This window comes from Haloarcula amylovorans, assembly GCF_004681185.1.
GTDB lineage: Archaea > Halobacteriota > Halobacteria > Halobacteriales > Haloarculaceae > Haloarcula > Haloarcula amylovorans.
Genome location: NZ_SRIF01000002.1, coordinates 1,178,927 through 1,204,078, shown reverse-complemented (window position 1 = coordinate 1,204,078; position 25,152 = coordinate 1,178,927). Strand labels below are relative to the sequence as shown.

Annotated in this window: 33 protein-coding genes; 15 read left to right on the top strand and 18 right to left on the bottom strand. The window is 65.6% G+C overall.

The window, feature by feature from the left end:
- Positions 1 to 54: 54 nt before the first annotated feature.
- Both speB and E4S61_RS13415 read right to left on the bottom strand, forming a co-directional pair.
- Positions 55 to 852: an agmatinase gene (speB, locus tag E4S61_RS13420; protein WP_135304438.1), complete on the bottom strand. Its 798-nt coding sequence runs from the start codon at positions 850 to 852 to the stop codon at positions 55 to 57.
- Positions 853 to 854: 2 nt separating this feature from the next.
- Positions 855 to 1,235 (bottom strand): translation initiation factor IF-5A, encoded by a 381-nt coding sequence (locus E4S61_RS13415; RefSeq protein ID WP_135304437.1) that lies wholly within the window; start codon positions 1,233 to 1,235, stop codon positions 855 to 857.
- A gap of 195 nt (positions 1,236 to 1,430) precedes the next feature.
- Between E4S61_RS13415 and E4S61_RS13410 the strand changes: the two genes are divergently transcribed.
- Genes E4S61_RS13410 through E4S61_RS13400 form a run of 3 tightly spaced genes read left to right on the top strand, consistent with a single transcriptional unit; the run spans position 1,431 to position 4,106 of the window.
- Positions 1,431 to 2,207 carry a phytanoyl-CoA dioxygenase family protein gene (locus E4S61_RS13410; protein ID WP_135304436.1) on the top strand — a complete coding sequence of 259 codons (777 nt, stop codon included), beginning with the start codon at positions 1,431 to 1,433 and terminating at the stop codon, positions 2,205 to 2,207.
- A 1-nt stretch (position 2,208) separates the two neighbouring features.
- Positions 2,209 to 3,549 carry an NRAMP family divalent metal transporter gene (locus tag E4S61_RS13405; protein ID WP_209309483.1) on the top strand — a complete coding sequence of 447 codons (1,341 nt, stop codon included), beginning with the start codon at positions 2,209 to 2,211 and terminating at the stop codon, positions 3,547 to 3,549.
- Positions 3,549 to 4,106, top strand: coding sequence for a hypothetical protein (locus E4S61_RS13400; protein WP_135304435.1), 558 nt, complete (start codon positions 3,549 to 3,551; stop codon positions 4,104 to 4,106). Before E4S61_RS13405 ends, E4S61_RS13400 begins: the two co-directional genes overlap by 1 nt.
- On the opposite strand, the gene E4S61_RS13395 is transcribed toward E4S61_RS13400, so the two are convergent.
- The 3 genes from E4S61_RS13395 to E4S61_RS13385 form a co-directional block, all read right to left on the bottom strand.
- The gene (locus E4S61_RS13395; protein ID WP_135304434.1) at positions 4,103 to 5,824 is read right to left on the bottom strand and encodes an ABC1 kinase family protein; all 1,722 of its coding nucleotides are present in this window, start codon (positions 5,822 to 5,824) and stop codon (positions 4,103 to 4,105) included. The genes E4S61_RS13400 and E4S61_RS13395 overlap by 4 nt on opposite strands.
- Before the next feature lie 18 nt (positions 5,825 to 5,842).
- The gene (locus E4S61_RS13390; protein WP_135304433.1) at positions 5,843 to 6,199 is read right to left on the bottom strand and encodes an Hsp20/alpha crystallin family protein; all 357 of its coding nucleotides are present in this window, start codon (positions 6,197 to 6,199) and stop codon (positions 5,843 to 5,845) included.
- A gap of 74 nt (positions 6,200 to 6,273) precedes the next feature.
- A complete protein-coding gene (locus E4S61_RS13385; RefSeq protein ID WP_135304432.1) occupies positions 6,274 to 7,047 on the bottom strand; it encodes a GIDE domain-containing protein in 774 nt (257 codons plus the stop codon).
- A 120-nt stretch (positions 7,048 to 7,167) separates the two neighbouring features.
- Here E4S61_RS13385 and E4S61_RS13380 point away from each other — a divergent pair, with 120 nt between their 5' ends.
- Complete coding sequence (locus tag E4S61_RS13380; protein WP_135304431.1) at positions 7,168 to 8,097, top strand: molybdopterin-binding protein; 930 nt, start codon at positions 7,168 to 7,170, stop codon at positions 8,095 to 8,097.
- A 5-nt stretch (positions 8,098 to 8,102) separates the two neighbouring features.
- Here E4S61_RS13380 and E4S61_RS13375 read toward each other — a convergent pair whose 3' ends face one another.
- The 7 genes from E4S61_RS13375 to ahbB form a co-directional block, all read right to left on the bottom strand.
- Positions 8,103 to 8,732, bottom strand: a complete 630-nt coding sequence (locus E4S61_RS13375) for an HAD family hydrolase (RefSeq protein WP_135304430.1) — start codon at positions 8,730 to 8,732, stop codon at positions 8,103 to 8,105.
- A gap of 96 nt (positions 8,733 to 8,828) precedes the next feature.
- Complete coding sequence (gene lwrS / locus E4S61_RS13370; RefSeq protein ID WP_167768496.1) at positions 8,829 to 9,224, bottom strand: LWR-salt protein; 396 nt, start codon at positions 9,222 to 9,224, stop codon at positions 8,829 to 8,831.
- An 87-nt stretch (positions 9,225 to 9,311) separates the two neighbouring features.
- Positions 9,312 to 9,590, bottom strand: coding sequence for a 4a-hydroxytetrahydrobiopterin dehydratase (locus E4S61_RS13365; protein WP_135304429.1), 279 nt, complete (start codon positions 9,588 to 9,590; stop codon positions 9,312 to 9,314).
- 136 nt (positions 9,591 to 9,726) lie between these two features.
- Positions 9,727 to 10,017, bottom strand: a complete 291-nt coding sequence (locus E4S61_RS13360) for a hypothetical protein (protein WP_135304428.1) — start codon at positions 10,015 to 10,017, stop codon at positions 9,727 to 9,729.
- Between the two features lie 4 nt (positions 10,018 to 10,021).
- Positions 10,022 to 11,365, bottom strand: coding sequence for a glutamyl-tRNA reductase (gene hemA, locus E4S61_RS13355; RefSeq protein WP_135304427.1), 1,344 nt, complete (start codon positions 11,363 to 11,365; stop codon positions 10,022 to 10,024).
- Positions 11,362 to 12,012: a precorrin-2 dehydrogenase/sirohydrochlorin ferrochelatase family protein gene (locus tag E4S61_RS13350; RefSeq protein WP_135304426.1), complete on the bottom strand. Its 651-nt coding sequence runs from the start codon at positions 12,010 to 12,012 to the stop codon at positions 11,362 to 11,364. Before E4S61_RS13350 ends, hemA begins: the two co-directional genes overlap by 4 nt.
- A 19-nt stretch (positions 12,013 to 12,031) precedes the next feature.
- Positions 12,032 to 13,087, bottom strand: coding sequence for a siroheme decarboxylase subunit beta (gene ahbB / locus E4S61_RS13345; RefSeq protein ID WP_135304425.1), 1,056 nt, complete (start codon positions 13,085 to 13,087; stop codon positions 12,032 to 12,034).
- 113 nt (positions 13,088 to 13,200) lie between these two features.
- Between ahbB and E4S61_RS13340 the strand changes: the two genes are divergently transcribed.
- Positions 13,201 to 13,485 (top strand): DUF7577 domain-containing protein, encoded by a 285-nt coding sequence (locus tag E4S61_RS13340; protein ID WP_135304424.1) that lies wholly within the window; start codon positions 13,201 to 13,203, stop codon positions 13,483 to 13,485.
- A gap of 52 nt (positions 13,486 to 13,537) precedes the next feature.
- Here E4S61_RS13340 and E4S61_RS13335 read toward each other — a convergent pair whose 3' ends face one another.
- Both E4S61_RS13335 and E4S61_RS13330 read right to left on the bottom strand, forming a co-directional pair.
- Positions 13,538 to 13,948, bottom strand: coding sequence for a DUF5778 family protein (locus E4S61_RS13335; RefSeq protein WP_135304423.1), 411 nt, complete (start codon positions 13,946 to 13,948; stop codon positions 13,538 to 13,540).
- 102 nt (positions 13,949 to 14,050) lie between these two features.
- Positions 14,051 to 14,245, bottom strand: a complete 195-nt coding sequence (locus E4S61_RS13330; protein WP_135304422.1) for a cold-shock protein — start codon at positions 14,243 to 14,245, stop codon at positions 14,051 to 14,053.
- A 103-nt stretch (positions 14,246 to 14,348) separates the two neighbouring features.
- Between E4S61_RS13330 and uppS the strand changes: the two genes are divergently transcribed.
- Complete coding sequence (gene uppS / locus E4S61_RS13325; RefSeq protein ID WP_394346444.1) at positions 14,349 to 15,260, top strand: polyprenyl diphosphate synthase; 912 nt, start codon at positions 14,349 to 14,351, stop codon at positions 15,258 to 15,260.
- Between the two features lie 56 nt (positions 15,261 to 15,316).
- Positions 15,317 to 15,625 (top strand): DUF5789 family protein, encoded by a 309-nt coding sequence (locus E4S61_RS13320; RefSeq protein ID WP_135304420.1) that lies wholly within the window; start codon positions 15,317 to 15,319, stop codon positions 15,623 to 15,625.
- A gap of 60 nt (positions 15,626 to 15,685) precedes the next feature.
- On the opposite strand, the gene E4S61_RS13315 is transcribed toward E4S61_RS13320, so the two are convergent.
- Positions 15,686 to 16,585 carry an acyl-CoA thioester hydrolase/BAAT C-terminal domain-containing protein gene (locus tag E4S61_RS13315; RefSeq protein ID WP_135304419.1) on the bottom strand — a complete coding sequence of 300 codons (900 nt, stop codon included), beginning with the start codon at positions 16,583 to 16,585 and terminating at the stop codon, positions 15,686 to 15,688.
- Positions 16,586 to 16,699: 114 nt separating this feature from the next.
- Here E4S61_RS13315 and E4S61_RS13310 point away from each other — a divergent pair, with 114 nt between their 5' ends.
- A complete protein-coding gene (locus E4S61_RS13310; RefSeq protein WP_135304418.1) occupies positions 16,700 to 16,951 on the top strand; it encodes a hypothetical protein in 252 nt (83 codons plus the stop codon).
- Positions 16,952 to 17,056: 105 nt separating this feature from the next.
- On the opposite strand, the gene E4S61_RS13305 is transcribed toward E4S61_RS13310, so the two are convergent.
- The gene (locus E4S61_RS13305; protein ID WP_135304417.1) at positions 17,057 to 17,665 is read right to left on the bottom strand and encodes an undecaprenyl diphosphate synthase family protein; all 609 of its coding nucleotides are present in this window, start codon (positions 17,663 to 17,665) and stop codon (positions 17,057 to 17,059) included.
- A gap of 135 nt (positions 17,666 to 17,800) precedes the next feature.
- Here E4S61_RS13305 and E4S61_RS13300 point away from each other — a divergent pair, with 135 nt between their 5' ends.
- Entirely contained in the window at positions 17,801 to 19,144 is a 1,344-nt protein-coding gene (locus E4S61_RS13300) for a DUF92 domain-containing protein (protein WP_135304416.1), read from the top strand.
- Entirely contained in the window at positions 19,141 to 19,557 is a 417-nt protein-coding gene (locus E4S61_RS13295) for a GNAT family N-acetyltransferase (RefSeq protein WP_135304415.1), read from the top strand. Before E4S61_RS13300 ends, E4S61_RS13295 begins: the two co-directional genes overlap by 4 nt.
- Here the strand turns inward: E4S61_RS13295 and dnaG are convergent.
- The gene (gene dnaG / locus E4S61_RS13290) at positions 19,554 to 20,879 is read right to left on the bottom strand and encodes a DNA primase DnaG (RefSeq protein ID WP_135304414.1); all 1,326 of its coding nucleotides are present in this window, start codon (positions 20,877 to 20,879) and stop codon (positions 19,554 to 19,556) included. The genes E4S61_RS13295 and dnaG overlap by 4 nt on opposite strands.
- A gap of 143 nt (positions 20,880 to 21,022) precedes the next feature.
- Entirely contained in the window at positions 21,023 to 21,739 is a 717-nt protein-coding gene (locus E4S61_RS13285) for a sugar phosphate isomerase/epimerase family protein (RefSeq protein ID WP_135304413.1), read from the bottom strand.
- Positions 21,740 to 21,791: 52 nt separating this feature from the next.
- Here E4S61_RS13285 and E4S61_RS13280 point away from each other — a divergent pair, with 52 nt between their 5' ends.
- The 5 genes from E4S61_RS13280 (at position 21,792) to E4S61_RS13260 (ending at position 25,050) form a co-directional block, all read left to right on the top strand.
- Entirely contained in the window at positions 21,792 to 22,136 is a 345-nt protein-coding gene (locus E4S61_RS13280) for a tRNA-binding protein (protein WP_135304412.1), read from the top strand.
- 75 nt (positions 22,137 to 22,211) lie between these two features.
- A complete protein-coding gene (locus tag E4S61_RS13275; RefSeq protein WP_135304411.1) occupies positions 22,212 to 22,421 on the top strand; it encodes a DUF3311 domain-containing protein in 210 nt (69 codons plus the stop codon).
- Positions 22,421 to 23,944 (top strand): sodium:solute symporter family protein, encoded by a 1,524-nt coding sequence (locus E4S61_RS13270; protein ID WP_135304410.1) that lies wholly within the window; start codon positions 22,421 to 22,423, stop codon positions 23,942 to 23,944. Before E4S61_RS13275 ends, E4S61_RS13270 begins: the two co-directional genes overlap by 1 nt.
- Before the next feature lie 100 nt (positions 23,945 to 24,044).
- Positions 24,045 to 24,527 carry a peroxiredoxin family protein gene (locus E4S61_RS13265; RefSeq protein WP_135304409.1) on the top strand — a complete coding sequence of 161 codons (483 nt, stop codon included), beginning with the start codon at positions 24,045 to 24,047 and terminating at the stop codon, positions 24,525 to 24,527.
- 106 nt (positions 24,528 to 24,633) lie between these two features.
- Positions 24,634 to 25,050, top strand: a complete 417-nt coding sequence (locus E4S61_RS13260) for a YgaP family membrane protein (RefSeq protein WP_135304408.1) — start codon at positions 24,634 to 24,636, stop codon at positions 25,048 to 25,050.
- The last annotated feature ends 102 nt before the right edge of the window (positions 25,051 to 25,152 follow it).

The window sequence follows — 25,152 nt, the reverse complement described above, 5'->3', positions numbered from 1 at the left end:
TTTCGTCAGTCTCGACGATGGAGAGGTGGCTCCGTGGGGTAGAACAGTGAAGCGCTACGCGTCCGCGTGAGCGAACACGTACGCGCGGAGGAGTTTCGCCGCCAGCGTGGCGGCCTGTCCATCGTCGCGGTCGTTCACTTCTACGACGTCGAAGCCCACCGTCTGCGGGGCGACTGCTCGGACTACGTCGCGCATCTCGCGAGGCGAGAGACCGAAAGGCTCGGGCGTGCCAGTGCCGGGCGCGAACCCGGGGTCGGCGGCGTCGATATCCACGGAGAGATAGGCCGTCCCGTCGAAGTCTGGCGTCCAGTCGGCGACGTCTTCAGGCGGGACGACGGTCACGTCGTCGGCGTCGGCCCGGTTCCACTCGGCTTCGCTCCCGGTGCGAGCACCGAGGACGACTACCCGATCGGCCACCGAGAGTGCGTGGTGGGTCACCGTCGCGTGAGAGAGGGTATCGCCGGCGTAGGATTCGCGCAGGTCGAGGTGGGCGTCGAGACAGACGAAGATGTCCGGGGAGAGCGCGCGGATGGCGGCAACGGTGACGGTGTGTTCGCCGCCGACCAGTAGCGGGACGGCCCCATCTCTATCGAACTCGCTGATGGCGCTCGTGAGGAAATCGAGGTACTCGGCGGTGTCGGCCGTCGGGCCGACATCGCCGTGGTCGTACACCGACAGGTCGGTGAAGTGCTGACCGGTGTGGCGGTCGTAGTCGTCGAACTGCTCGCCGAACGTGCGGACGCGGCGCGGGCCGAAGCGGGCACCGGGACGGAACGAAGTCGAGGCGTCCAGTGGTGCCCCCACGAGGGCGTAGTTCGCGTTCTCGCGGTCGGCGGCCGCACCGGGAAACATCGTTACGACCGCGTGATCTTGCGCTGCTCCTCGTATTCGAGGTACTCGATCTCGTCGTCGGGCTGGAGGTCGACTTCCTCGGGCATGAGCATCGTAAACGTGTCGTAGGTCTCTAAGTCCATGACCTGTGCGTCGCTACCGTCGACAGAGACGACCTGTCCCTGCTTTCGGCCGATGATGGGGACCCAGACCTTCGCGTCGACCGGCTGGGACAGCGAGCGCTTCTTGCTGTCGAAGACGCCGCGAGCGTCGATTCGCGCCTTGGCGCTGCCGTGTTTGCCGGGCTTTGCCGTACTGTAAGAGTCGATCTTACACGGTGTGTCGTCGATCATCACGTAGCTACCCTCGTCTAATTCACGAACTTCTGTCTGCTCTCTTGCCATACCGCCGCGTTACCCCTGTTGTAGTATAAACGGTTTGGAATTGTGCAGTGAGAAATCGCGACACTGTGACCGAGCGAGAACCGGCGGTCGCGCGGACCGGGCGGTCACCGGTCGATCACGTCTCGACAAACCGACCGGTGAGTCCCCGAAATCACAGTTGGAAGGGTTTATCACCCATGAATAGTAGCAAGTGGTATGCCACTCACCGAGGGAGAGTTCGAACAGTACCAGCGCGACGGCTACGTCGTCGTCGAGGACTGCCTCGACGGCGAGACCGTCGAGCGCGTGACGACGCGTATCGACGAGTACGTCCGGAACGAGCGCGAAGAGAGCGAGTTCCAGCGGATGCTCGAACCCGAGGCCGACCCGGCCGTCGGCGGCTTCGAGGACGCCGACCCGGTTCGGAAGTTCGAGGGACTGGGGATGGTTCGGGCGGACGATATCTTCGCCGATCTCGTCGAGGACGACGCGATCGTCGAGATCGTGCGGGAGCTGCAGGGGCCGAACCTCAAACTCCTGCGCAGCGCCGCGATGCTGAAGCCGCCCTGCGTCGGCAGCGAGAAGAAGTGCCACCAGGACGCCGCGTACTACCCCATCCACCCGATGGACCACGTCACCGTCTGGATAGCACTCGATCAGTCCACGACCGAGAACGGCTGTATGCAGGTCGTCCCGGGCGCGCACGCGGACGGGTTGCTAGACCACGAGGCCATCGAGTACGAGACGGATATCACGCTCGACGAGGACGACTACGGCCCTGAGGACACCGTCGCCCTGCCGATGGAGCCCGGCGACGTACTGTTCCAGCACTGCCTGCTGCCCCACTACACCGCGCCCAACGAGACCGACGACTGGCGGCGGGCGTTCATCGCCTCGTACATGCGCAGTCGCTCCCGCTTTACCGACGAGAACCCACCGGCGTGGGTCGACAGCGAGCATATCGTCGGCGAGTCGTTCCCGGGGTGCGTCTGAGATGGCGACGAAGGATACGCGGGGCGTCCGTGAGCGCCTCTCGGGGATGGGACCGACGTGGCTCGCCGGGGCCATCGCCACCGGGCCGGCGACCATCGGCGCGCTCGTCACCGCCGGCGCGAGTTTCGACTACACGCTGCTGTGGGTCGTCGTCCTCTCGGCGGTGATGGGCGCGACCGCGCAGTATCTGGCGATGCGTCTCGGACTGCTGACCGAGGCCGGCATCGTCTCCGCCGTCGAAGCGAACCTCGGTGATGCGTGGGCGTGGCTGCTGGTCGCCGACACCGTCGTCGCGGCGGGGGTCGCCCAGCTTGTCATCATGAAGACGCTCGCTGGCGTCTCCGCTGAGGTCGTGGGACTCAGTCCCGTCGTCTGGGCGATATTCTGGGGCGTCGTGCTGGCCGTCGGCCTCGCCGGCGGCGGCTACAGATACGCCGAACTCGGCGCGAAGGTGCTGGTCTCGCTCGTGGTTGTCCTGTTCGTCGCGTCGCTGTTCGTCGTCCCCATCGACTACGGCGCGGCGGCGGCGGGCCTCGTTCCGGCCATTCCGGCCGGCGTCGAAGGGGCACTGCTCGCGGCCGGCATTCTCGGCGGTGCCGTCCACATCGCGCTCGTGACGATGCAGTCCTACACGATGCGAGCCCGTGGGTGGACCATCGACGACGCAGATCTCGCTGTCTTCGACGTGGGCGCGTCGATGCTGATCGCGTTCGGTATCGCCAGTCTCGCTATCTTCCTCGTCGCCGCGTCGGTACTCAGCGACCCCGGTCTCGGCGCAGTGGGCGCTGCGACCGCGCTCGGCCCGCTCGTCGGCTCGAACGCGAAGTGGCTGTTCCTGCTGGGCCTGTGGGGCGCGGCCGTGACGACGCTCGGCGGCAACACCGTCGTTCCGCCGTACGTCATCGCCGACAAGATGGGCTGGGCGCAGGACACCGCCGACTCGCGGTACCAGGCCGCGGTCGCCGCCTTCGCGCTCCTCAGCGTCCTCGGCGTGTTCATCCCCGGCGCAGTGTTCGGCCTGCTGATTCAGGCGCTGGCCGTCGGGTTCGTCGGGACGCCGTTCGTACTGGCGCTCGTGCTCTACCTCCTCAACGACCCGACCGCAGTCCCGAAGACGAACTCGCTACTCGAAAACGTCGGCGGCCTGCTGGTGGTCGGTATCAGTACGGTAGTCGCCGGGCAGTGGGTCCAGCGGGTGGCGTCGGGCGGCGCGACCGACCCGGTTTCGCTCGCCATCCTCGCGTTCGCCGCGATACTCGCCGCCGCGATGGTCGGGCTCGCGGCCCTGTTCGTCCGGAACTGGCTGCGAAACGGGAACGAACGCGCGATGCCGGCCGACTGATGCCTGACAGTCCCGGTCCCGTCCCACTCGCCGGGCGAACGCTCGTCGTCGGCCCCTCGAACGTCGGCAAGACGCGCCTCACGGCACAGGCACTGGAAGCGTGGACCGCGACCAACGGTCCCGAAGCCTGCGTCGTCCTTGATTTCGCGCCCGAGGTCGAACGCGACGGGACGATACTTGGCGGCCATCTCACGCAGTTCACGAACGTTCCGAAAGGAGCGTGGCACGGCGTCGTGGACGCCCACGCCCCGCGGGCCGACAGTGAGAGCGACGACGAGGCGGTCGCGCTCGCTCGCGAGAACGCGAGGGTGGCGACTAGCAGACTCGACGCAGCGCCGCCGGACCCAATGGCCGTCTTCGTCAACGACGCCACCATCCCCGCACAGGCCGACCCCGAATGGATAGCTCGGTTGGTAGATTACTGCGACCGAGCCGAGGTCGCCGTACTCAACGCCTTCGAGGACGACGAATTCGACCCCGAGAGTCCCGTCTCGCGGAACGAACGAGCGGCCCTGAACCGGCTTCGGGCGTGGGCCGATCGCGTTATCGAGCCTTAGGCGTCCTCGTCGTCGAAGGAGGTCGGAAGCCCACCGGCACCGCCAGTGCCCCCCGTTCCCGACTGTTGCTGTCGTTCGCGCATGCTCTGTCTGGTGAACTGCGGTTTCGCTCGAACGTTTTTCTTCGCCCGGAACGACCACCAGAGGACGCCAGTCAATCCGACGACGATGACGCCGGTGACGGCCGCCACGGGGGGCGTCGCCTCGGCATAGAGAAAGGCCGTCGAAAACACCGTGCTAGCGAGCATCATCCCCAGAATCAGCCGCTTGGTCATTGTCGCCAGCAGGCGGTCGGAGTCCTCGATGTCCGCCCGAATCTGCAGGTCCTCGCGTTCGACTCTGTCGAGGACGGATTCGAGTTTCGGCGGGATGCGAACGGCCGACTGGGCGGCGTCCTGTACCTCCGTTGCTCGGTCTTCGACGTAGTTTCTGACCCCGGCGGCGATGTACCCCTCTTCGCGGAGGTACTCGGTCGCCACCGAGATGAAGTCGAACTCCGGGTCTAAAGTCACACAGACCCCTTCGACAACCGTCGCTACACGCAAGACGAGCGCCAGATTCGCGGGGAGCCGCAGTGGGAACTCGTAGATGGTGTCTTCGACCTGCTGGACGATCTGCTGGACGCGGTACTGCTCGATGTCCTCGCCGCGGGCGTCGGCGATGGCCAGTTCCATTACGTCGCCCATCACCTGCCGGTCCGCTTCCGGGCTGAGTGTGCCCATCTCGATGAGCGCGTCGAGGATTGCTTGGATGTTCTGGTCGGCGACGGCGGCGTAGAAGTCGACAATCTTCTCCTGGACGAACGGGTCCACTCGGCCGGACATCCCGAAGTCGTAGAAGACGAGCGTCCCGTCCTCCTGGACGGCGAGGTTGCCGGGGTGTGGGTCGGCGTGGAAGACACCGTCGTCGATTATCATCTGGAGATAGGACCGCTGAAGCGTCTCGGCCAGTTCCGTCCGGTCGATGCCCCGGGCATCTAAATCTTCGATGTCGTTAATCTTCGTCCCCGGGACGTACTCCATCGTCAGGACGCGCTGGGTAGAATGCGTATCTATCACCCGCGGGATGCGGACGGCGTCGTCGCCGGCGAAGTTCTCTCGAATCTCGCCGAGCATGCGAGCCTCGCGCTCGTAGTCCATCTCCTCGCGGATGGTCTTGGCGAACTCGTCGGCCAGCGTCTCTAAGGAGAACGATCGGGACTCGTCGATGAAGTACATCAGGAGCGGAAGCGACCAGCGGATGACCCGAAGGTCGGCTTCCACGAGGTCCTCGATGCCGGGCCGGCGAATCTTCACTGCGACGGGTTCGCCGTCGACTTCGGCACGGTAGACCTGCCCCAGTGACGCGCCGCTTATAGCGTCGGTGTCGAACTCCTCGAACCGGTCCTCGACCCTGCCCAGGTCGCCTTCGAGGACCGGTTTCGCCTTCTCCCAGTCGGCTGGCGGGACGCGGTCTTGCAGTTTCGAGAACTCGTCGATGTACTCCGGCGGAAGGATGTCGGGGCGCGTCGAGAGCAACTGCCCGAGTTTGATGAACGTCGGGCCGAGCGTCAACAGCGAGTCCAACAGCGCTGTCGCCCGCTCTCGCCGCTGTTCGGCCGTAACCTGCCGAGACCGGCCAAAGAGGAGGAACCGGTTTCTGTCGCGGGCGTAAGCGAGCAACAGCGGCAGGAAGTGACGAACGACGACGAAGAACCGCCGGTACGCGCGGAGATTCACCGACTGGGCACCCCGAGATCAGGCCTCGTCGATGGGAATCGTCGTACTCGGCGCGGCGCTGGCCTTCGGGAGGCGGAGTTCGAGGACGCCGCGTTCGACGGTCCCCTCGCCGCCCTGTCCGGTGGCGTCCGGCGGAAGCGGTAGTTCGACGTCGAGGAACACGGAGCGGTCCTCACGGACGAACCGGAACTCCGAGGGAACGTCCTTCGTGCGCTGCCCTTCGATGACGAGGCGGCCGCCCTCGACGCTGACGTCGAGCGACTCCGCGGTCACGCCCGGCAAGTCCAACACGAGCAGGTACGCTTCCTCGGATTCGAGTACGTCCGCGAACACGGCGTCGGGGAGGTCCCGCAACGCCTCACGCAGCGCTGACATGGGCCGACGTAGGAGCGGCGAAGCGTTAAACCCGGCGGTGTCGGCAGCAGAGGAGGGGTGTCGTTCGACGCCCGCTACCAGACGAACGGTCCGAGAAAGACCACCCCGAGCAATCCGACAACGAGAGCCACTCCAACCCGCCAGAACCCGCCGCGGGCGATTCGCCACGCTGTCCCGCGTTCTGAGGTGTCCGAGATGACGAACACCGGCGTTCCGTCACCGTCACTCACGACGGCATCGACGACGTTGCTCCCCCATTCGACCGCGGGACCGCGCCGGGCCTGCCCGTAGACGTACACCGCCTCGCCGACGTCCAGTCGCCGCTCGGTGAATCGCTGTTTGTTGCCGACGTTGATCTCCGTGACGAGGAGATTCACCGTCCGGTCCTGTGGGTCGACAGCGTCCGTCGCGGCGACGTACTCGGCCAGCCGGTCCGGCAGTTCCGTCCCCGGCGGCACCGTTACGGTGTGGTCTTCGAGACGGACATCCGCCCCCGACGGGTCGACCCGGACGCGACCGGTGCCGTCGTCCACGACGAAATCGACGCCGCCCATCCCCTCGTCCAGCGTGTGCCACGATTCGCTCTTGCCAGACGAACGCAACTCCTCGACCTCGTAGGTGTAGGCCAGACACGGCGACCCGGTGAACGGGGCCGTCACCGTTCCGTCGTCGCCCCCGACCGCCGTCCCCTCGATCTCGACGGGACCGGTGTGGCCGTGGAGTGAGCGCACTTCGACCGGGTCGTTGCGGAGGACGTGATACACCGTCGTGAGTTCGCGGCCGCCAGTGTAGAGGAGGTAGGCGGCGACGGCGGCGAAACCCAGCGCGACCAGCTGCGGGAGGACCATACGCCGTTCCTGTCTGGGAGACGCAAAAAGCGTTGTCGGTGAGATGGCCACGCGAATCCGAGGAGAGTCGAGTACTGCCGGACTCCGGAATCTTTTGCTCGTTCGGTTCTACGATCCAATATGACCGGCCCGGCACCGACGGACAGGAACGAATGTACTCTGGAGACTGCGCGTCGGCAGCTCGGAAGTTACGCAGTCCCCGTAGACCGCACCGACCGCGTCCCGCTCTCCGTCGCCGTCGGTCGAGTGCTCGCGGACGACGCGACGGCCGACGAAGCCGTTCCGGACGCAAATATCGCCGTCGGTGACGCGGTCTTCGAACGTGGGTGGCAACTCAGACCCGCCGACCTCGGTCTATTGAAGGCCGCGGGCCGCAACGAACTACACGTCCGCCAGCGCCCGCAGGTGGGCGTCGTCCCGACCGGCGACGAACTCGTCCAGCGTGAGGCCGCCGAAGGCGAACGCGTCGAAACGTCGGGATTCACCCTCGCGCAGTACGCCGACCGCTGGGGCGCGAAGGTCACGTATCGCGACGTAGTCGCAGACGACGCGCCCGCTCTGCGGATGGCCGTCCAGCGGGATCTGACCTGCGAGGTCATCGTCCTCACCGGGACCGAACCCGGCGACACACTCCGAGAGGTGATCGCTGACCTCGGCGACCTGATCGCCGACCGGGTCGCCATCTCACCCGGCCACGAGACGGGGCTGGCCGTCGTCGAGGATCGGCCCGTCCTCCTCCTGCCGGAGTCGACGGTCGCCGCCCGCGTCGGAGCCGTCCAGTTGCTCCGCCCGCTCGTGAAGGCCTTCGGCGGCGCGCCCTTCTCGTCGCACCCGACGGCCGATGCGACGCTCACCGAAGTCATCGAGACGACGGCGGCGCGCCGAGTGTTCGTTCCCGTCTCGCACGAACAGGGGACCGCGACGCCGCTCTCGGGAATCGACCTCGGGTCGGCGACACGGGCCGACGGCTGGGTGACGGTCCCCGAGGAGACCGAACGGGTGGCCGCCGGCGAGACCGTCGCCGTCGAGAACTGGGACTTCCTCCCGTAGCGCCCTTAGAGGTCGAGTAGCGACGTGACGCGGTGGTCGCCGCGCACGCAGCGGTCCCGGTCGGTGTCGACCTCCCGGGCGACGTGGATGCCGTCGAGGCCGGCGTTGCGCGCCGCACCGATGTCGCCGGGGTTGTCGCCCGCCATCGCGCCGACGTGGCCGTTGTGCCCGACGCCCATCTCGTCCATCGCGCGGTGGAGCGGCTCCGGGTCTGGTTTCCAGCCGATGTCGTCGTCACAGCAGACGACGGTGTCGAACCAGTCGGTGATGTCCAGGGCGTCGAGGACGGGACCGGTCAGGTACTCCTGGCAGTGGGTGACCAGTCCAACGGGTTCCGTTCGGTCGGCGAGGAACTGCTCGGCATCGTCGTAGAGGTACGCCGCTTCGGCTCGTTCGTGGGGGTCTTCCTCCTCGTGGAAGGCGTCCCAGAACTGTTCGGCACCGATGCCGCGTTCAGCGAGGAGGTTCTCGCGGGCGTCGCCCTGCCCGTACCAGAGGCGGGTCGCCTCCTCGTCACTGAACCCGTGACCGAGTCGCTCGCCCACACGAGCTATGACTGCTGGCGGATACCCGGGGTCGACGTCGATGAGCGTCCCGTCGAGGTCGAACAGCCAGAAGTCATAGTTGTGTGCCATAGGATTACATGTATTGGGGAGATTCCGATAAAGTCTTGTTGGCCCTAAAACCTGTTTAACAAGCGTATAACAATGAGTGGTTCGTGGTAGCTCGACTCACTCGACGCGGATAGAGCTCCCGAGGTACTTCGAGAGCACCTCGGTGACGTTGTCGGCGTTGAACGCGCCGAGGTCGGCCGCGATAGCCGCCTTGAGGTCGTCGAGGTACGCCTCGGTCGTCTGGAGTTCACTGAACGAGACTGATTCGACGGAGACCCCCAGCAGATCTTCTGCCAAGCGCCGGACGTGTTCCTCGTCGGCAACGTTCCCCCGCCAACAGTTGTCACGGAAGAACAGCCACCCGTCTTCGCCCGGCGGATCGGCCGCCCGGTACAGCGTCGTTTCGAAGCGGTTCGGCTCGGTAGTCACTCCCTGCGCCGGATCGAGGCGGAAGGTGACGCGGAAGACGTACCGGGCTGGCGCGGCCATCGGGTCGGTTCCGCGCTCCGTCATCGGCTCATATGGTTTGTTGTAGCGATTGACCGACACACGCCGACACCGGGGTCGGTGCTATCTGGAAATAATCTCCAACAATCCGTATCACTCGTAGACGCCGTTCAGCCGTTCGGCCATGTCGATGTCGTTGTCGGTGATGCCGCCCGCGTCGTGGGTCGTCAGGCGCACCTCGACTTCGCCCCACCGGATCGTCATCTCCGGGTGGTGGAACGCGTCTTCGGCGACGCCCGCGGCCGCGCCCAGAAAGCCCGAGGCGTCGAGGTACTCGTCGAACTCGAAGGTACGGACGATCTCGTCGTCCTCTCGCTCCCAGTCGTCGGGGATACGATCGGCTATCTCCTCGTCGGATAGCAGGTCTGCCATACTCGACCGGTCGCCTGCCAGGCCCAAATCAGTTGGGTCGGTCTGGGTCGACTGTCTCATACGGATTGTTGTAGTCTCGTACGGTATCCTCGGGCCCGGTGCGACGATTACCGGTAAACAGCTACAACAATCCGTATCAGTCGTCGAGTCCCAGTCGATTGCGAAGTCGCCGCTGGACGAGGACGACGGCGACGACGGTGACGGTGATGCTTCCGACTAACCACGCCGGGAGATCGGCGTTCCGAAGGCTGACCCACACTGCCGCCAGACCCAACGCCAGGAGGAGGAGACAGCCATAGGTGAACGCCTGCATTAGTCGGCGCTCGTCTTTGCGCTGCTGTTCGGTGTAGTTCGTCACCTCGGAGAGCCCGCCGACGGCCGCCGCGACGAAGCCGATACCGACGAGGAATGGGACGAGCGAGACCATCCGCTCAGTCGTCGGCTAACTGGTCGAGAACCGACGCCGGGATCTCCTCACGCATACCCTCAGGGATGTCCTCGACGGCCATGTCTTCGACGAAGGCCGGTGGGCCACTGGAATCGGGGCCGAAGTTCGGGTCGAACAGCTCCAGTGCAGTCTGAATGGTCGACCAGTCGTCGTCTTCGGCGGCGTCACGCAGGCTTCGGGTCGGGGCCGCGAGCAGTTGCGAGACGATGGCGTCGGCCATCGACTCCATCACCTCGCGCTGGGCCTCGTCGAACTCCTCGCTGGCCATCGCCCGGTTGAGTTCGGCGGCCTTGACCTGCTCTGCGCTCTCGTACATCGCGGAGATGACGCGGTCGGCCCGCTTTCGCTTGTACTGGGCCAGCAGGCGGTCGAACTCCTCGTCGACGATGGCTTCGACTTCCGCAGCTGCCAGCTCTCGCTGGGCGCGCGTCTCCTCGGTGACCGACTCCAGCGCGTCGAGGTCGTAGACGGTGACGCCGGGGACACGGTCGGCGTCCGAGGAGACGTCGCGGGGTTGAGCGATGTCGACGACGTACGTCTCGCCTGACTCGGCGAAGGTGTCGGCGTCGAAGACGTGTTCGGTGCTCCCCGTCGCCGAGACGACGATGCGAGCCGATTCGACGGCGGCCTCCACCGCGTCCAGCGCGACGGCGCTGGCGTCCACGTCGATTGTCTCGGCGACGTGTTCGGCGTGAGGCACCGTTCGGTTGGCGACGAGGACCCGGTCGACGCGCTCAGCGAGCGCTCTCGCGGCGAGCTGTCCCATCTCGCCGGCACCGACGACGAGCGCGGTCTCGCCGGCGAGCGCACACTCTCTGTCCACCAGTCGGACGGCCGCGGAGGCCAGCGAGACGACCCCCTCGTTGATGGTCGTCTCGTTGCGGGCGCGTTCGCCGACGCGCATGGCCTTCGTCACGCCGTCTTCAAGCAGCGTCCCGATGCCGCCGACGCCTCGGGCGTCCTCGTAGGCGTCGCGTAACTGGCCGAGAATCTGGTCCTCGCCGAGGACGATGGATTCCAGTCCCGCGCCGACCCGCAGGAGGTGGCGCAGGCTCGCCTCGTGATCCATCTCGACGACGACGTCGTCCGAGACGTCCGCCACGACGGGGGAGAGCGCCGCCAGTCCGGTCTCGTGGTCCGGCGCGACGACGTACGACTCGGTTCGGTTACACGTCTGGAGGACGAACGCCTCCTCGATGAATCGCCGGGAGAGCAGCGACTCGACGGCGTGGCGTTGGCTGTCCGCGGCGGCGGCTTCTAACTGGTCGACCGTCGCGTCCTCGTGGGTGACGCGAATGCCGACGATGACACCCGTCTGCTCTCTCACGACGAATCACCCGAAATATCCCCGATCACGTCTGTGGCTACCTGTCGTGCCTTGGACCTGCCACTATCTAAAGCCTTCCAAACAGCATCCTCCCTGACGACGGCGCGGACGGCCTCGCGGCGTTCCGCCGGGGGGACGCCCGCCGATTTCAGTTCTTCCCGAAGGTCGCCGGTCAGTTCGGCCATCTCGCCAGCGTTCGAAAACTCCGTCTCGAAGCGCTCGCGGAGGTGCTTCGACAGCGCGGGCGAGCGGCCACCGGTGGCGACGGCCAGCGTCACCGGGTCGTCCCGAACTGTCGCCGGGACGACGACGTTTCCGACGGACTGTTCGCCGTGGTCGTCGGCGCGATTGACGAGCGCATCCCGTTCTCGGGCGGCCGTTTCCGCGGCGTCGTTCAGGTCGGCGTCGTCCGTCGCGGCGACGACGAGCGCGGGGTCGGTTCGGTCGAGCCACTCACGAATCGCGTCGGCGTCGGGGGCCGCGCGCACTCGCTCGGCTCCGCCGAACTCGCGGTCGGCGAAGTCCGGACTGACGACGACGACGACTTCGGCTTCGACAGCGAACCGGCGGGCCTTCCGCGCGCCGACGGGGCCGCCGCCGAAGACCAGTACCGTCTCGCCTTCGAAGTCGTGGAGTAGCGGTATCATCGATATTCGTAGTCGTTACTCAGGCTGACTCGACGTTGGCCGCCGCGCGGTCGTCCAGTCTGATGCCGGTCTTCTTGAGGATACGCGTCGAGAACAGCGTGTCCCAGTCGTCCTCTGTGACGTCCCAGTACTCGGCCATCCGGTCGCGGACCTGCTGGATGCGCTCTTGACTCTCGGCCTCGCTCCGTCCGTGCGTCATCGCGAAGAAGTTGTACGGCCAGACGCCGTCGTGTCGCGGCCGCTCGTAACAGTGGGTGACGAAGTCGAACTGGGCGATCGCGGGACCGACCTCGTCGACCACATCGTCGGGCACGTCCCAGACGGTCATCCCGTTCTCCGAGTACCCCAGCGCGTAGTGGTTCGGGATGACGCCGACCCGGCGCACCTTCCCCTCTAAATCGAACCGCTTGATGGTCTCGACGACCCACTCCGTCTCCGCGCCGATAGCCGCGGCCACGTCGGCGTACGGCGTCTCGGTGACCGGGAGTCCGCCCTGTATCTCCAAGACGAGGTCCAGTTCGTCGGGCGTCAGCGACTGCCGGTCGGTCGGGGCCACGTCCGCTCCGGCGTCGAAGCAGTCCACCGCCTGCGTCTGTGGCCCTTCGACGGGGAACTTCGCGCCGACGTGAAACTCCTGCTGTTTAGGCAGGTTGAACGTCGGTTCGCCCGTCTCCGCCTCGATCTCGGCCAGCACGTCCTCGACGCGGCCCTCGTCCACGACGGAGAGGACGAACCACATGTTGAGATACGGGTGTTCGCGTTCGTAGTTGTGGGCGACTTCCGGGTGGGCGTTGACCAACTCGACGTGGTCGTCGTACGCGTCCTCGGGCGCGTGCGTCGCCACGAGCGTCGCCGTCCCGCCGATTTCCTCGGCGTCGATGAGTGCGCCAAAGCGCGTGAGAATTCCCTCGTCGTCAAGTCGACGGATACGGTCGAGGAGTTCGTCGGCGCTCACGTCGACACCGTGGTCCGCCAGCGCGGCCGCCGCGGGTTCGAACGGCCGTTCGACGACCGGAAATCCGCCCTGAAACGCGTTCAGGATGGCCCGGTCGACTGTCCCCAAGTCTTCGCTCATACCCACGCTCAGACCCCTGCGAATAAAAGCGGCGCGGGAGTCATACCATTCTGGCCGGCCGGTTTCCGGCGGCCACCCCAGAGCGTTTTAGCCACTGCGTGCATAGGTAACGTGTGACGATATCCACCGCCGAACTCGCTGTGCGGTTGCTGGTCTTCCTGTTCGTACTGGTGGGTGTCCCGCTCTCGTTCGTCGTCATGTTCCGTCTCATGGACTACGCCGCGAACGACACGCTCGTCGCGCAGTTCAGCGGCCGACGCAACACGCGCGATACCGGCCAGCTAAACGCCTACTTCGATCGGACGGGTGTCGAAGCGACGACGTGTGGATTTTGTGGGTCGGCGAACGGCCCGAACTACGCGTACTGTCACAACTGCCAGGAGCGGCTATCGGATTGAAAGACAGCGTCACCGCCCGCTATCCCGACTCAGTCACCGTAACCGCGCTGACTCAGTCCCCGCGGACGCCAGTCACGGCGAAGCCCTGCTCCTCGATGTCGTCGAGGATAGCCTCGTGGTCGGCGCTGGCCTCGTAGTAGAAGACGAGGTCGAACGACCCCTCCCGAAGCAGCTGCTGGCACTCCCAGACGAACTCTTCGCCGTCGAGCGTGAGCCCCTGATGCTGATTCGAGGCGAACTCCGGGTCGTCGCTGCCCGAGTAGACGAACGTGTCCTCGGGGTCCATGCCGTACCCCTCAGCGATGGCGTCGCCGGCGTCGATGGTGGCCTGCATCATCTCGATCTCGTCGCTGCCGTCGTACTCCGTGTGGACGACAGCCCCGTTGAGTTGAATCTCGCCAGGTTCCAGTAGTTGCTTGGTCCGTCGGTAGAGGTCGTCGTCGAGTGCGTCGGCGTCGCTCATACGAGAACCTCGCCGGCGAGTCCCTAATGCACTTCGGAATCGGCCCGCCGTAGCAGTCGCTCTCGCTGCCACGACAGCCTCATCAGAAGCGAGCGCGCTCGCTTATAGCCGTTTCAGGTTCGTCGCCCGCGGACCTTTATCCGCCTGTTCGATGTCGAATTCGACTTCTTGTCCCTCTTCGAGGTCGGGGCCGCCGACGTCCTCCATGTGGAAGAACACGTCCTCATCCGTGTCGTCTGTCTCGATAAAGCCGTAACCGCCCGTGTCGTTGAAGAAGTCTACCGTGCCGGTCGCCATTGCAAGTGCGAGTAGCCGTCCGAGCTACTAAAACCATGCGGCAAGCTCACACGGACGGCCGAAGCCACAAACGCCTTATCGGTTCGTTGATATGCTACTGGTGATGCGAAATCGGGTCCGTCGTCTCGGCTACGCCGCGTACGAACGCTTGCTCCACCGAGAGTTCTCGGGCGCACCCAGCCACGTCGCCGTGATTCAGGACGGCAACCGACGGTACGCCCGCAAGCAAGGCGTCGAGACGAGTCAGGGACACAGCGAGGGCGCGGAGACGACCGAGGAACTGCTGAACTGGTGTGACGAACTCGGCATCCGCGAAGTGACGCTTTACACCTTCTCGACGGAGAACTTCGACCGACCTGAAGACCAGCGTGAGTACATCTTCGACCTCGTCGAGGAGAAACTCCGAACCTTTGCCGACGCCGACCGCGTCCACGACGCCGAAGTCTGTATCCGCGCCATCGGCGAGACGGAGATGCTCCCCGAGCGGGTTCGTGACGCCATCTCCTACGCCGAAGAGCGCACGGGCCAGTACGACCGCCTCAATCTCAACATCGCGCTAGCCTACGGCGGCCGCGCGGAACTACTTGGCGCGGCCCGCAGCGTCGCTCGATCGGTCGAATCCGGCGAATTGGCCCCAGAAGATGTCGACGTAGACACGATCGAGGACTGCCTCTACGAGGGGCCGACTCGCGACGTGGACCTCATCATCCGCACCGGCGGCGACGAACGGACCTCGAACTTCCTGCCGTGGCACGCCAACGGCAACGAAGCCGCGACGTTCTTCTGTACGCCCTACTGGCCGGAGTTCCGCAAAATCGACTTCCTGCGGGCCATCCGGACCTACCAGAACCGTGAGGACTCCTGGCGTACTACCCGTGCTCGGCGCGCCCTCACGCTCGTCCGCGCACTCGAAGACGCCGAAGTTTCCCAGGCCAAACAGATTCTCGGTCGGTTCCGCGACGCCCTTCCGAGCGGCGAGCGCGAAGCCGTCGAAGAGTACGACCCGGCGGACTGACCCTTGCCTATGCAGGCCCAGGGCGTATGAGGAGTGGGAGTAAATAAGAAACCGTCATGGCTATCGAAGAGTCCGAAGCCCAAGAACTGTTCGAGGAGGAACTGGACTTTCCGACCGATACAGAAACCGTCGTCGAGACGGTCGGTGACCGTGAAATCGAGACTCAGGGTGGGGACAACGATACCATTGGGGAAGTCGTCAAGCGCAGCGACACGGACGAGTTCGAGTCCGCCAACGAACTCCACACCACGATGATGAACTTCCTCGACGCCGACCACGTCGGCCGCGAGAATTATTCCGACCGCTCTGACGAATCGACAGCAAACGACGCGCAAGGCGACGAGCAAGACGACGAGTCGCTCTAAGAACGTTCCTTCTGCTTTCCCGACCCCCAGCGGACTCCTACTTTTCTCGCTGAATTGCGGCTAGAGGCTGTCGAGATACTCAAGCGTCGCGTGCCACGCGCGAGCTGCGGCACGCGCGTTCGCCTCGTGTGTCCCGCCGTAGCGATGGGTCCCCGCCGGTGCAGTCTCGCCTCCGAACCGATACGGAACCCGGATAGCGTGGCCTGCTTTCGGGAAGGAACGATGTTCGAATCGCCATGGATGGTCACGCTCGGCGAGGCGGTCAGCAGCGCGCTCTGCCAGCACTGCCGACGGCCAGACGGTGTCGTTGCCGCCGGAGACGAGCAATACCGGGCCAGAGATCTTATCGACGGAAATCGTCGCCCGCTCTTTCTCCTCGACCGTCGAGCGCTCGATTGCGAGTGTAGAGGCGTTCGGTTCCTCGACTCCGAGCGGATCGTCGATGCCGTCGTCTTCGTGAACGTATTTGTCGATCGGGAGATGTGGGAGGGGGTCGCCGCCGAGCGTCCACGTGGGTTGCCCCTCGCCGACGTCGTCCATCCACGATGGGGCGGGCCAGACGTAGCAACTCGGGACGTACGCGACGACGACGCCGACCGTCTCGAACTGTGATCCCACCAGCAGCGCCGCCTCGCCGCCTCTGGAAAAACCGACGACGCCGACCTGCTCGCCCGCGACGCTGGGACGCTGGAGCAGCCAGTCGGCGGCGTCGCCGAACTCCTTCAGCGGAACTCCCAGCGGAACGTCCCGAACGCCAGGCGCATCGAAGTACTCGACGCAGAGTACCGTGTATCCGTGTTCGGCGAGCAACGCGGCGTACGTCTGTTCGTAGCCGCGCGCTCCGCCGCCGCCGTGGACGACGAGCACGCCCGGATGCGGACCGTCGCCGAGACCCGGAAAGAGCCGCGCACTTACCGCGTCCGTCCGTATCGTCGTTCCAGCGACGAATCGCTCGTCCATGTTCGAACCTCGAATGGACAGTATTTAATTCCCGGCCGGTGGTCGTATAAAACGACTGGAGAACGAGGTCTGTGAAACGCAATTGTAATGTGCCGAACTTCGGAAATATGGCCGATGGTCTCCGAGAATACGACTCTCTTCCGGTCGATTCGCCGCTGGTTGCTCGTCGTCGCCTTCTCGCTCGGTATCGGTATCGTCGTCCTCGCCGATACCGGATACATGCTCTCCGGCTACCAAGACGGCCCAATATTCGCCGCCGCTGGAATCGCCGGTGGGATAGTCGCTCTCGTCGCCGGGTTACGACTGCTGGGGAGCGTCTGGCGCGTCGTCTTCGACGGGAGCAAATCGCAGCGCGATTCGGTCTAGCGACCGAACTTCCGGTGGACTCACGACGTTCGTCCACCGACGTTTGGACGGTTCGCTTCACTCACCGTCCAAACCGCTGTCGAGCAAAGCTCGACAGACTTCGGCCTATCGGCCGAATCGCCGCTGGCGCTCTTGATAGTCCCGCAGCGCCCGTAGATAGTCTCGCTGGCGGAAGTTCCGCCAGTTCACGTCAGTGAAGTACAGTTCGGAGTAGACCGACTGCCAGATCATGAAATCCGAGAGGCGCTCGGCTCCGGTCTTGATGACGAGGTCCGGCACTGTCGGGAAGACGAGATGCTCCTCGACTGCGGCCTCGTCGATGTCTTCGGGCGAGAGGTCATCGCTGTCGACGTCCTCGGCGAGTTTCCGGACGGCGGTGGCGAACTCCGACTGGCCGCCGAGGCCGATGGAAATCTGTATCGGCGCGTCGACGGCCGCCGCGTCGTCGGGACCGCGGACGGCGACGGCCTCGGGCGCGCGGAGGTCCGCGAGTTCCCGGCGCAGCGTCGGGACGACTTCCTCGTCTAAGACGCTCACGTAGACGACGATGGTCTCGGCTTCGTACTGGACTGCCCACTCGAAAAAGTGCTCTAAGGTGGCGTACGCGCCGTCAGTCAAGAGGTCCCGTTCGGTGATGACGAGCGCGACGGTCTCCGGCAAAGTGGCGTCGCTCCGGCGGAGGCGGGCAGCGAGATAGCGGTCGTAGAGACCCACGAGAGGGAGTATATCGGCCGTTCGCCTAAAAGACACGGTACGCGGGCCAGCGACACCGATTCTCCGAACGGAGCACCCGACGGCGACCCGGTAAGTTCGGAAAGGGTAAGTGGCTCTCGCGGATACCGGTGGGACGTGCCTTCGACAGTCCGGCGTGCCGGCGCGTTCGCTGCGGTCGGGACACTCGCGTTCGCCGTCCCGGTCGCTACCGGCTTGGATTCGCCCGCGCTCGCGACTGTCGCTGCGACCGGCCCGTTCGCGCTGGTCGCGCTGCTCGCCATGACCGTGGTCAATCACGGGACCGTGCTGTTCGAACTGTTCGCCCGCCCCGGCGACTACGAGGACGGGAAGCTCTACGGACTGGCGGCGTTCGCGCTGGCCGCGGCCGGGCTGGCCCTGCTGGCGATACAGTTCGGACTACCAGTGCGGGTGTTCGTCGGAACGGTCGTGCTCGTCTCCTACGGCAACCTCGGCCAGCGTCTCGCCCACCGCGTCCACAGCGACGAGGTGGTCGCCGCCGCCGGGTTCGTCGTCATCGGGTTCGCCGCTGGCGTCGTCGCGCAGTTGGTGGCCACGCAGATACAGGGAACCACCTTCGGGCTGGCTGAAGCACTGTTCCTCGCCGGAACCGGGGCGCTCGTCGCGGCGCTGCTCCGGTCGGTGCTGTTCGAGCGCGACGACCCGCTGGTGATGCTCTCGGTCGGCTTACTGCTGTGGCTCTTCTTCGAACTCGACCCGACGGTCGGGCCACAGCGAGTCTTCATCGCACTCGGCGTCTCGGCCGTTCTCGGCTACGCCGCCTACGCGCTCGATACCGCCTCGCTCCCGGGAATGCTCACCGGCGTCCTCCTCTCGCTTCTGACCATCGTACTGGGCGGGTACGGCTGGTTCGCCATGCTCATCACGTTCTTCGGGTTAGGCGGCCTCTCGTCGAAGTTCCGCTACGAGGAGAAACTGGATCGGGGCATCGCCGAGGAGAACGAAGGCGCGCGCGGGAGCGGGAACGTCCTCGCCAACTCCATCGTCGCGCTGGTGGCCGTCATCGCGTGGGTCGCCAGTCCGAGTCACATCGCCGTCGAACCGGGACTGTTCCTCTATGCCTTCGCCGGGGCGGTGGCCGCGGCGATGACCGACACCTTCTCTAGCGAGTTCGGCGGTCTCTACGACAACCCGCGACTCATTACCAGTTTCAAGCGGGTGGAACCCGGTACCGACGGCGGCGTCACGTGGCAGGGGGTCGTCGCCGGACTGGTCGGCGCAGCCATCATCGCCGGCATCGCCGCCGCGACCCTCGAAACAGTCGGGCCGATCGGGGCAGTCGCCGTCGTCGGCTGCGGGCTCGTCGGGATGACCGTTGATAGCCTGCTGGGCGCGACCGTCGAGGGAACCGTCGTCGGGAATCAAGGCGTCAACATGCTGGCGACGTTGGCGGCGGCAATCACCGGCGTCGGCGTCGCACTTGCCGTCGGCCTCGTATGATTCGCGAGGCGCGCCCAGGGGATAGCGACCGACTCAGCGCCATTCAGACGGCTGCCCTCGACGAGCCGTGGCCGGGACTGTTGGATGTCGCTATCGCCGGGCCGCCGATCGTGGTAGTCGTCGACGAGAACGGCCCGATCGCGTACGCGCTGGTCGTCCCCGATTCGCCGGTCGCGTACGTCGCCGAGTTCGCCGTCGCACCTGGACGACAAGGTCGGGGCTATGGCTCTCAGTTGATGTGCGCGCTGCTTGACCGCCTGCGAAACGACGGATTCGAGACCGTTCGGCTCACCGCCCGCGAAGACGACGAACGGGCGCGGTCCTTCTACGACACGTTCGATTTCGAGGTGGTCGAGCGAATCGACGACCACTACGAGGACGGCGACGGCGTCTTGCTGTCGCGCGATCTCTAGGAGACGGTTCTGACCTGCACGCTCGTCGGCTGTTTGACGTACTCGCCGTCGCCGGTAGCGACGACCGTGCCGACGCCGCGCTGGGCGGCGACATCCAGAATCTTCTGTGAACAGTCGGCGTCGACGACGATCGTCCGGGGCGTCTCGGCGCAGTCGCCGACCAGCGAGAGCACGTCGTCGGCGTCCCCTTCTGCTAGGACCCGCAGGTCGTCGTCCAGCAGCCGAACGGTCCCGCTATCGGCGCGGATGACGGCGTCGACGTGGTCCGAGAGCGTCAGGTGCTCGCGTTCCGCCTCGTCGTCCGTCGTCTCCTCGGCCGCGGTATCGCCGTCGCCGGTCGGTCCGGTAGACGACGCCACCTCCGTAGAATCCGTCTCGCTCGCCGCCGTTCCGCCGTCGACGCCGGCGACGGCTGCGGGTTCACTGCCGTCCTCGTCCGTGACCGGTCCACGGTCGGAGTCGACGGCCGTCGCGTCGTCGTGCGCCTCGTTCTCCTCGATCGCGGCCGCGGGGGAGTCGGCGTCGGCGACGACGTCGTAGGGGACCTTATCGCGGAGCGATTTCATCGCCTCGCTGCGGGAGAGTTCCTCGACGGAGCGGCCACGCGGGGCAATTGCGACGTAGTCCACGTCGCCGACCTGTGCCAATTCCTTGAGGATGAGGTCGCCGCCGCGATCGCCGTCGAGGAAGGCGGTCACGGTGCGGCCAGCCGTCAGGTCTGCGACGGCTTCGGGAACGTCGGTACCCTCGACGGCGATGGCATTCTTGACGCCGTACTTCAGCAGTTGGAGCACGTCGGCTCGCCCCTCGACGACGACGATGGCGTCGGAGTCCGCCACCCGCGGGCCGGCAGGAAGACCCTCGTACTCCGTGATGTCCTCGACGCGGGCGCGTTGGCGCACCGTCTCGACGATATCCTCGGTCTGGACGGAGTCCGCCTCGAAGGAGGCCAGTAGCTCCGTCGCCCGGTCGACCACTTCGCGGCGTTTGGCGCTCCTGACGTCCTCGATGTCCGAGACCTCTATCTGTGCCCTGCAGGGACCGACCTGCTCGATGGTTTCGAGCGCCGCGGCGAGGATGGCGGTTTCGACCCGGTCGAGCCCGCTGGCGACGGTTATCTGACCGAACGACTGCCCGCTTTCGGACCGGATCTCGACGTCGATCCGCCCGACCTTCTTCGACTCCTGTAGGTCCCGCAAGTCCATTTCCTCGCCCAGTAACCCCTCGGTCTGCCCGAACACCGCGCCGACGACGTCGCTTCGCTCGACGACACCGGCAGCGGTGATGTCCGCGTGAATGAGATATTTAGCTGTATCGTGCATAGCTCCGGTTCCTGTCCGTCGCGTGGGCGAGCGACGGACTACTGTCACTATGCTGGGGTACGCGATGACGCTCTAAATAAGCTTGGCGTCGCCGCCGCGTCCGTGACTAGCTACCACCCGACAGCGCCCGCGTCGCCGTCGCTTCACGCTTCGGCCAGTAACCGATCCATCGCCTCGATGCCCTTCTCCATCGAAGTGAGCGGGTCGTCCGGGTCGTCGTACTCGAAGACGAGCCAGTCCGTTCCGGCCTCGCGGGCGGCGGCCACGACGGCCGAAAGGTCCACGATTCCCTCACCGAGATTCGTGGGGTCGCCGTCGGTCGTGACGTCTTTCAAGTGAACCACGGGAACGCGACCGTCGAGTTTCCGGATGAGGGAAACTGGGTCTCGCCCGGCGGCCTGTGCCCACCCGGCGTCCAGTTCGAAGTCCACCGTCGTCTGGTCGATGAGACGGTCGAACGCCGTCTCGTTGCCGACCGGGACGAATTCGTGGACGTGGTTGTGATACAGGAGCGGCCGGTCGAGGTCGCAGGCGAGGCGGTCGAGCAGCGCCGCCGTCTCGTCGACGGCCGTCGCGTCGGCGAAGTGGTCGTCGTCGAGGTACGGGACGACGGCGTAGGGGGCTTCTATCGTCGCCAGTTGGTCGTCTACGCTGGACGGGTCCGATCGGAGTTCGTCGGCGTCCACGTGGACGCCGCTCGGTAGTAACCCGGCGGCATCGAGCAGTTGCGTTCGTTCGGACGAGTCGCCGAGCCCGGCGAACTCGACGCCGTCGTAGCCGGCGACCGCGATGCGATGGAGGAGTGTGGAGAGGGGCGCGTCGACGTTCCGGAGCGTCCACAGTTGGATTGCCGTGCGCATATATTTCTCTGTGAGCGCGGGTAATAAATAACCGTGCCGAAAATATTGACCCATGACGTTCACCGAAGCCGAGATAGACCCGACGCGGTTTCTCGAAGATGTCGAGATGCGTATCGGCGAAGTCGTCGATGTCGAACCGTTCCCCGAAGCGCGCAAGGACGTGTACAAACTCGACGTGAACTTCGGCGACGAGACGTTACAGTCGGCCGCCGGTCTCACGGACATCTACGACCCCGAGGACCTACTGGGGGCACAGGTCGTCGCCGTCGTGAACCTCGGAACGGTTACCATCGCCGGGTTCGAGAGCGAGTGTCTGGTCACGGGTGTCGACGGGGAGGACGGCGTCGTCCACCTGACGACCGAGCGGGACGTCGACCCCGGGACGCGCGTGTACTGAAAAGGATTTTTCTTCAGAGAGGCAGTATGAAGCGACGAAACCTATTAGTGTCGGCGGCGGATACGGAACCCAATCATGGCATTCGCGCGAACTGCCGGGTGGGCCGTCGTCGCGTTCGTACTGATGGCCCTGGCCGTACCGTGGTTCCTCTGGAGAGACGCGAGCGTCGCGTTCGGGCTCCCCGTGTGGCTCTGGTGGCACGTCGGCTGGATGGTACTGGCGAGTATCGTTTTCGCCGTCTTCGCCCACACTGACTGGGGACTCGGCATCGAGGAGGTGCGCTGATGGCCGATACCGCACTCCAGTTGGGCATCGTCGGCGCGTACATGGTCGTCGCGCTGGCCGTCGGCGTCGTCGCCTATCGCCTGACTGAGCGAAACGCCGAGGACTACTATCTCGCCAGTCGGACGCTGGGCACCGTCGTCCTGCTCTTTACGACCTTTGCGACCCTGCTGTCGGCGTTCACGTTCTTCGGCGGACCGAACCTCGCCTTTAGCGCCGGTCCCGAGTGGATTCTGGTGATGGGGCTGATGGACGGCATCATCTTCGCCGTCCTCTGGTACGTGCTGGGATACAAGCAGTGGCTCGTCGGCAAGCGCCACGGCTACGTCACGCTCGGTGAGATGCTCGGTGACCGGTTCGGTTCGACGCGCCTGCGCGTCCTCGTCGCGGGCGTGAGCCTCGTGTGGCTGTTCCCGTACGTGATGCTCCAGCAGAAAGGGGCCGGACAGGCCATCGTCGGCCTGACGAACGGACAGGTCCCGTTCTGGGTCGGCGCGGGCGGCATCACGCTGTTCATGATTCTGTACGTCGCCGTCTCGGGGATGCGCGGCGTCGCGTGGACCGACACGATTCAGGGCCTGTTCATGCTGTCGCTGGTGTGGGCCGCCGTCGCGTGGATTCTCAGTTCGGTCGGTGGCGCGGGCGCGGCCACCAGCGCGCTCGCCGAGAGCAACCCGGAGTTCCTCGCGCTCGGTGGCGGGCTCTACACCCAGCAGTACGTCGTCTCGACGGCGGTCAGCATCGCCTTCGGCGTGACGATGTTCCCGCAAATAAACCAGCGCTTCTTCGCCGCCGGGTCGAAGACGGTGCTCAAGCGGACGTTCGCGCTGTGGCCGATTCTCGTCCTCCTGCTGTTCGTCCCGGCGTTCATGCTGGGGTCGTGGGCCGCGGGGCTCGGCGTGACGGTGCCCGAAGGCGGCAACGTCGTCCCCGCGCTGCTGGGCGAGTACACGCCGGCGTGGTTCGCCGCGCTGGTCATCGCGGGCGCGATGGCGGCGATGATGTCCTCCAGCGACTCGATGTTGCTGTCGGGGTCGTCCTATCTCACTCGCGACGTCTACCGCCCGCTAAAACGCGCGTTCGGGGCCGGTGACGCGGACGACCGTCAAGAGACCTTCGTCGCCCGCGCAGGCGTCGTCGCCTTCGCCACGCTCTCCTTTATCGCCAGCCTCTACTCGCCCGGCACGCTCGTCCAGATCGGCGACACCGCCTTCAGTGGGTTCGCCCAACTGACGCTGCCTGTCGCGCTCGCGCTCTACTGGCACGGGACGACCCGCAACGGGATGTACGCCGGCATCGTCGGGAGTCAGGTGTTCTACGTCCTGCACGTCTTCCCCGTCGTCGAGACGCTCGCTGACCTCGCGGGGCTGACCGTCTCGCTCCCGACAGCCTATCTGGGGTGGACGCCGGGGATCGTCGGCATCCTGCTCGGACTGGTGTTGACCGTCGCGGTCTCGCTGGCGACCAGCGCCGCTCCCGAAGAGAACCGAGCGGCCTACCAAGTGGACGGCGTCGACGCCGACTGAGCCGGCTATCTCGGTTTGCCGTCGAGGGACTGATACGGCTGTGGCGACCCGGCACACAATCGGACGGTCGTTATCACGCGCCGCGGCAAATGGCTCTCGTATGAGTTTAGACCAGTCAGAGGCGCCCGATTTCACGCTCGAAAGTACCGCCGGTGACACAGTCTCGCTGTCCGAGTACCTCGACGACGGACCGGCTGTTGTCCTCGTCAACCGCGGCCACTGGTGCAGTTTCTGCGCGGAGCAACTCCAGACGTTCAGCGAGGTATCCTACGACCTGTGGTTCAACGATAACGTCGATATCCTCCCCGTTGTGACCGACCCGCTCCCGAAGGTGACCGAGATGCGGGACCGCTACGACCTCGATATCCAGTTGCTCGCCGACCCCGAGGGCGAGGTCGCCGAGCAGTACAGCGGGACCGAGGAGACGAGTCACGGCCTGACCGGCATCGCCGGGACGTACGTCATCGACGAGGACGGAACCGTCCAGTACGAACAGGTCGCGGACCACCCCGCCGACCGCACGTACGGGAACTTCGTCCGGTACTACATTCGAAACGAGTACGAAGACCCGTTCAGCGGCTGATCACGGGCTCTATCCGGCCAGCTGCTGGCTGCCACCGACACCACTCGTTTCCGGCAGGCCGTCCGGATAGGTGAACCTACAAGGGCGTGCAGTCCGACGGTTCGGTATGGACGTCAACGAGAACGTTGGTGGCCGCGACCGACTCGCCCGCGCAGCACTCGCCGTCGTGTTGACCGTCGCGGCGGTTCGCTCGCTTCGGAACGGAAAGCGCCTGCGCGGTCTGCTCGCCGGTGTCGGTGCGCTCGTGTTCGGCTTCAACGCGACCAGCGGCTACTGCGGCGTGAACGACGTGCTGGACCGTGACACGACCAGCGGCGAGAGCGAGGAGGACGAGGAGACGATCGTCTCGATCAGCGAGAGCGACGACGAAGACGTGAGCAGTGACGACGAATCGAGTGCCGGCTCGAAGAAGGCCGAGCGGGGCTGGACGCTGACCTGTGCCGCCTGTGGTAACGACATCGTCACCGGCGAAGCACGCGGTCCGAACGAGAGCGGCGACATCGTTCACGAGACCTGTAACTGACGACGGCGACTCGCTCGCCGATTCGTTCCCCGCGTTTCTGCAATCGAGGCGATTCCAGCAGTGTTGCTCGCGTACCGAGTCTGTCCGTTTTTATAGCCGCCG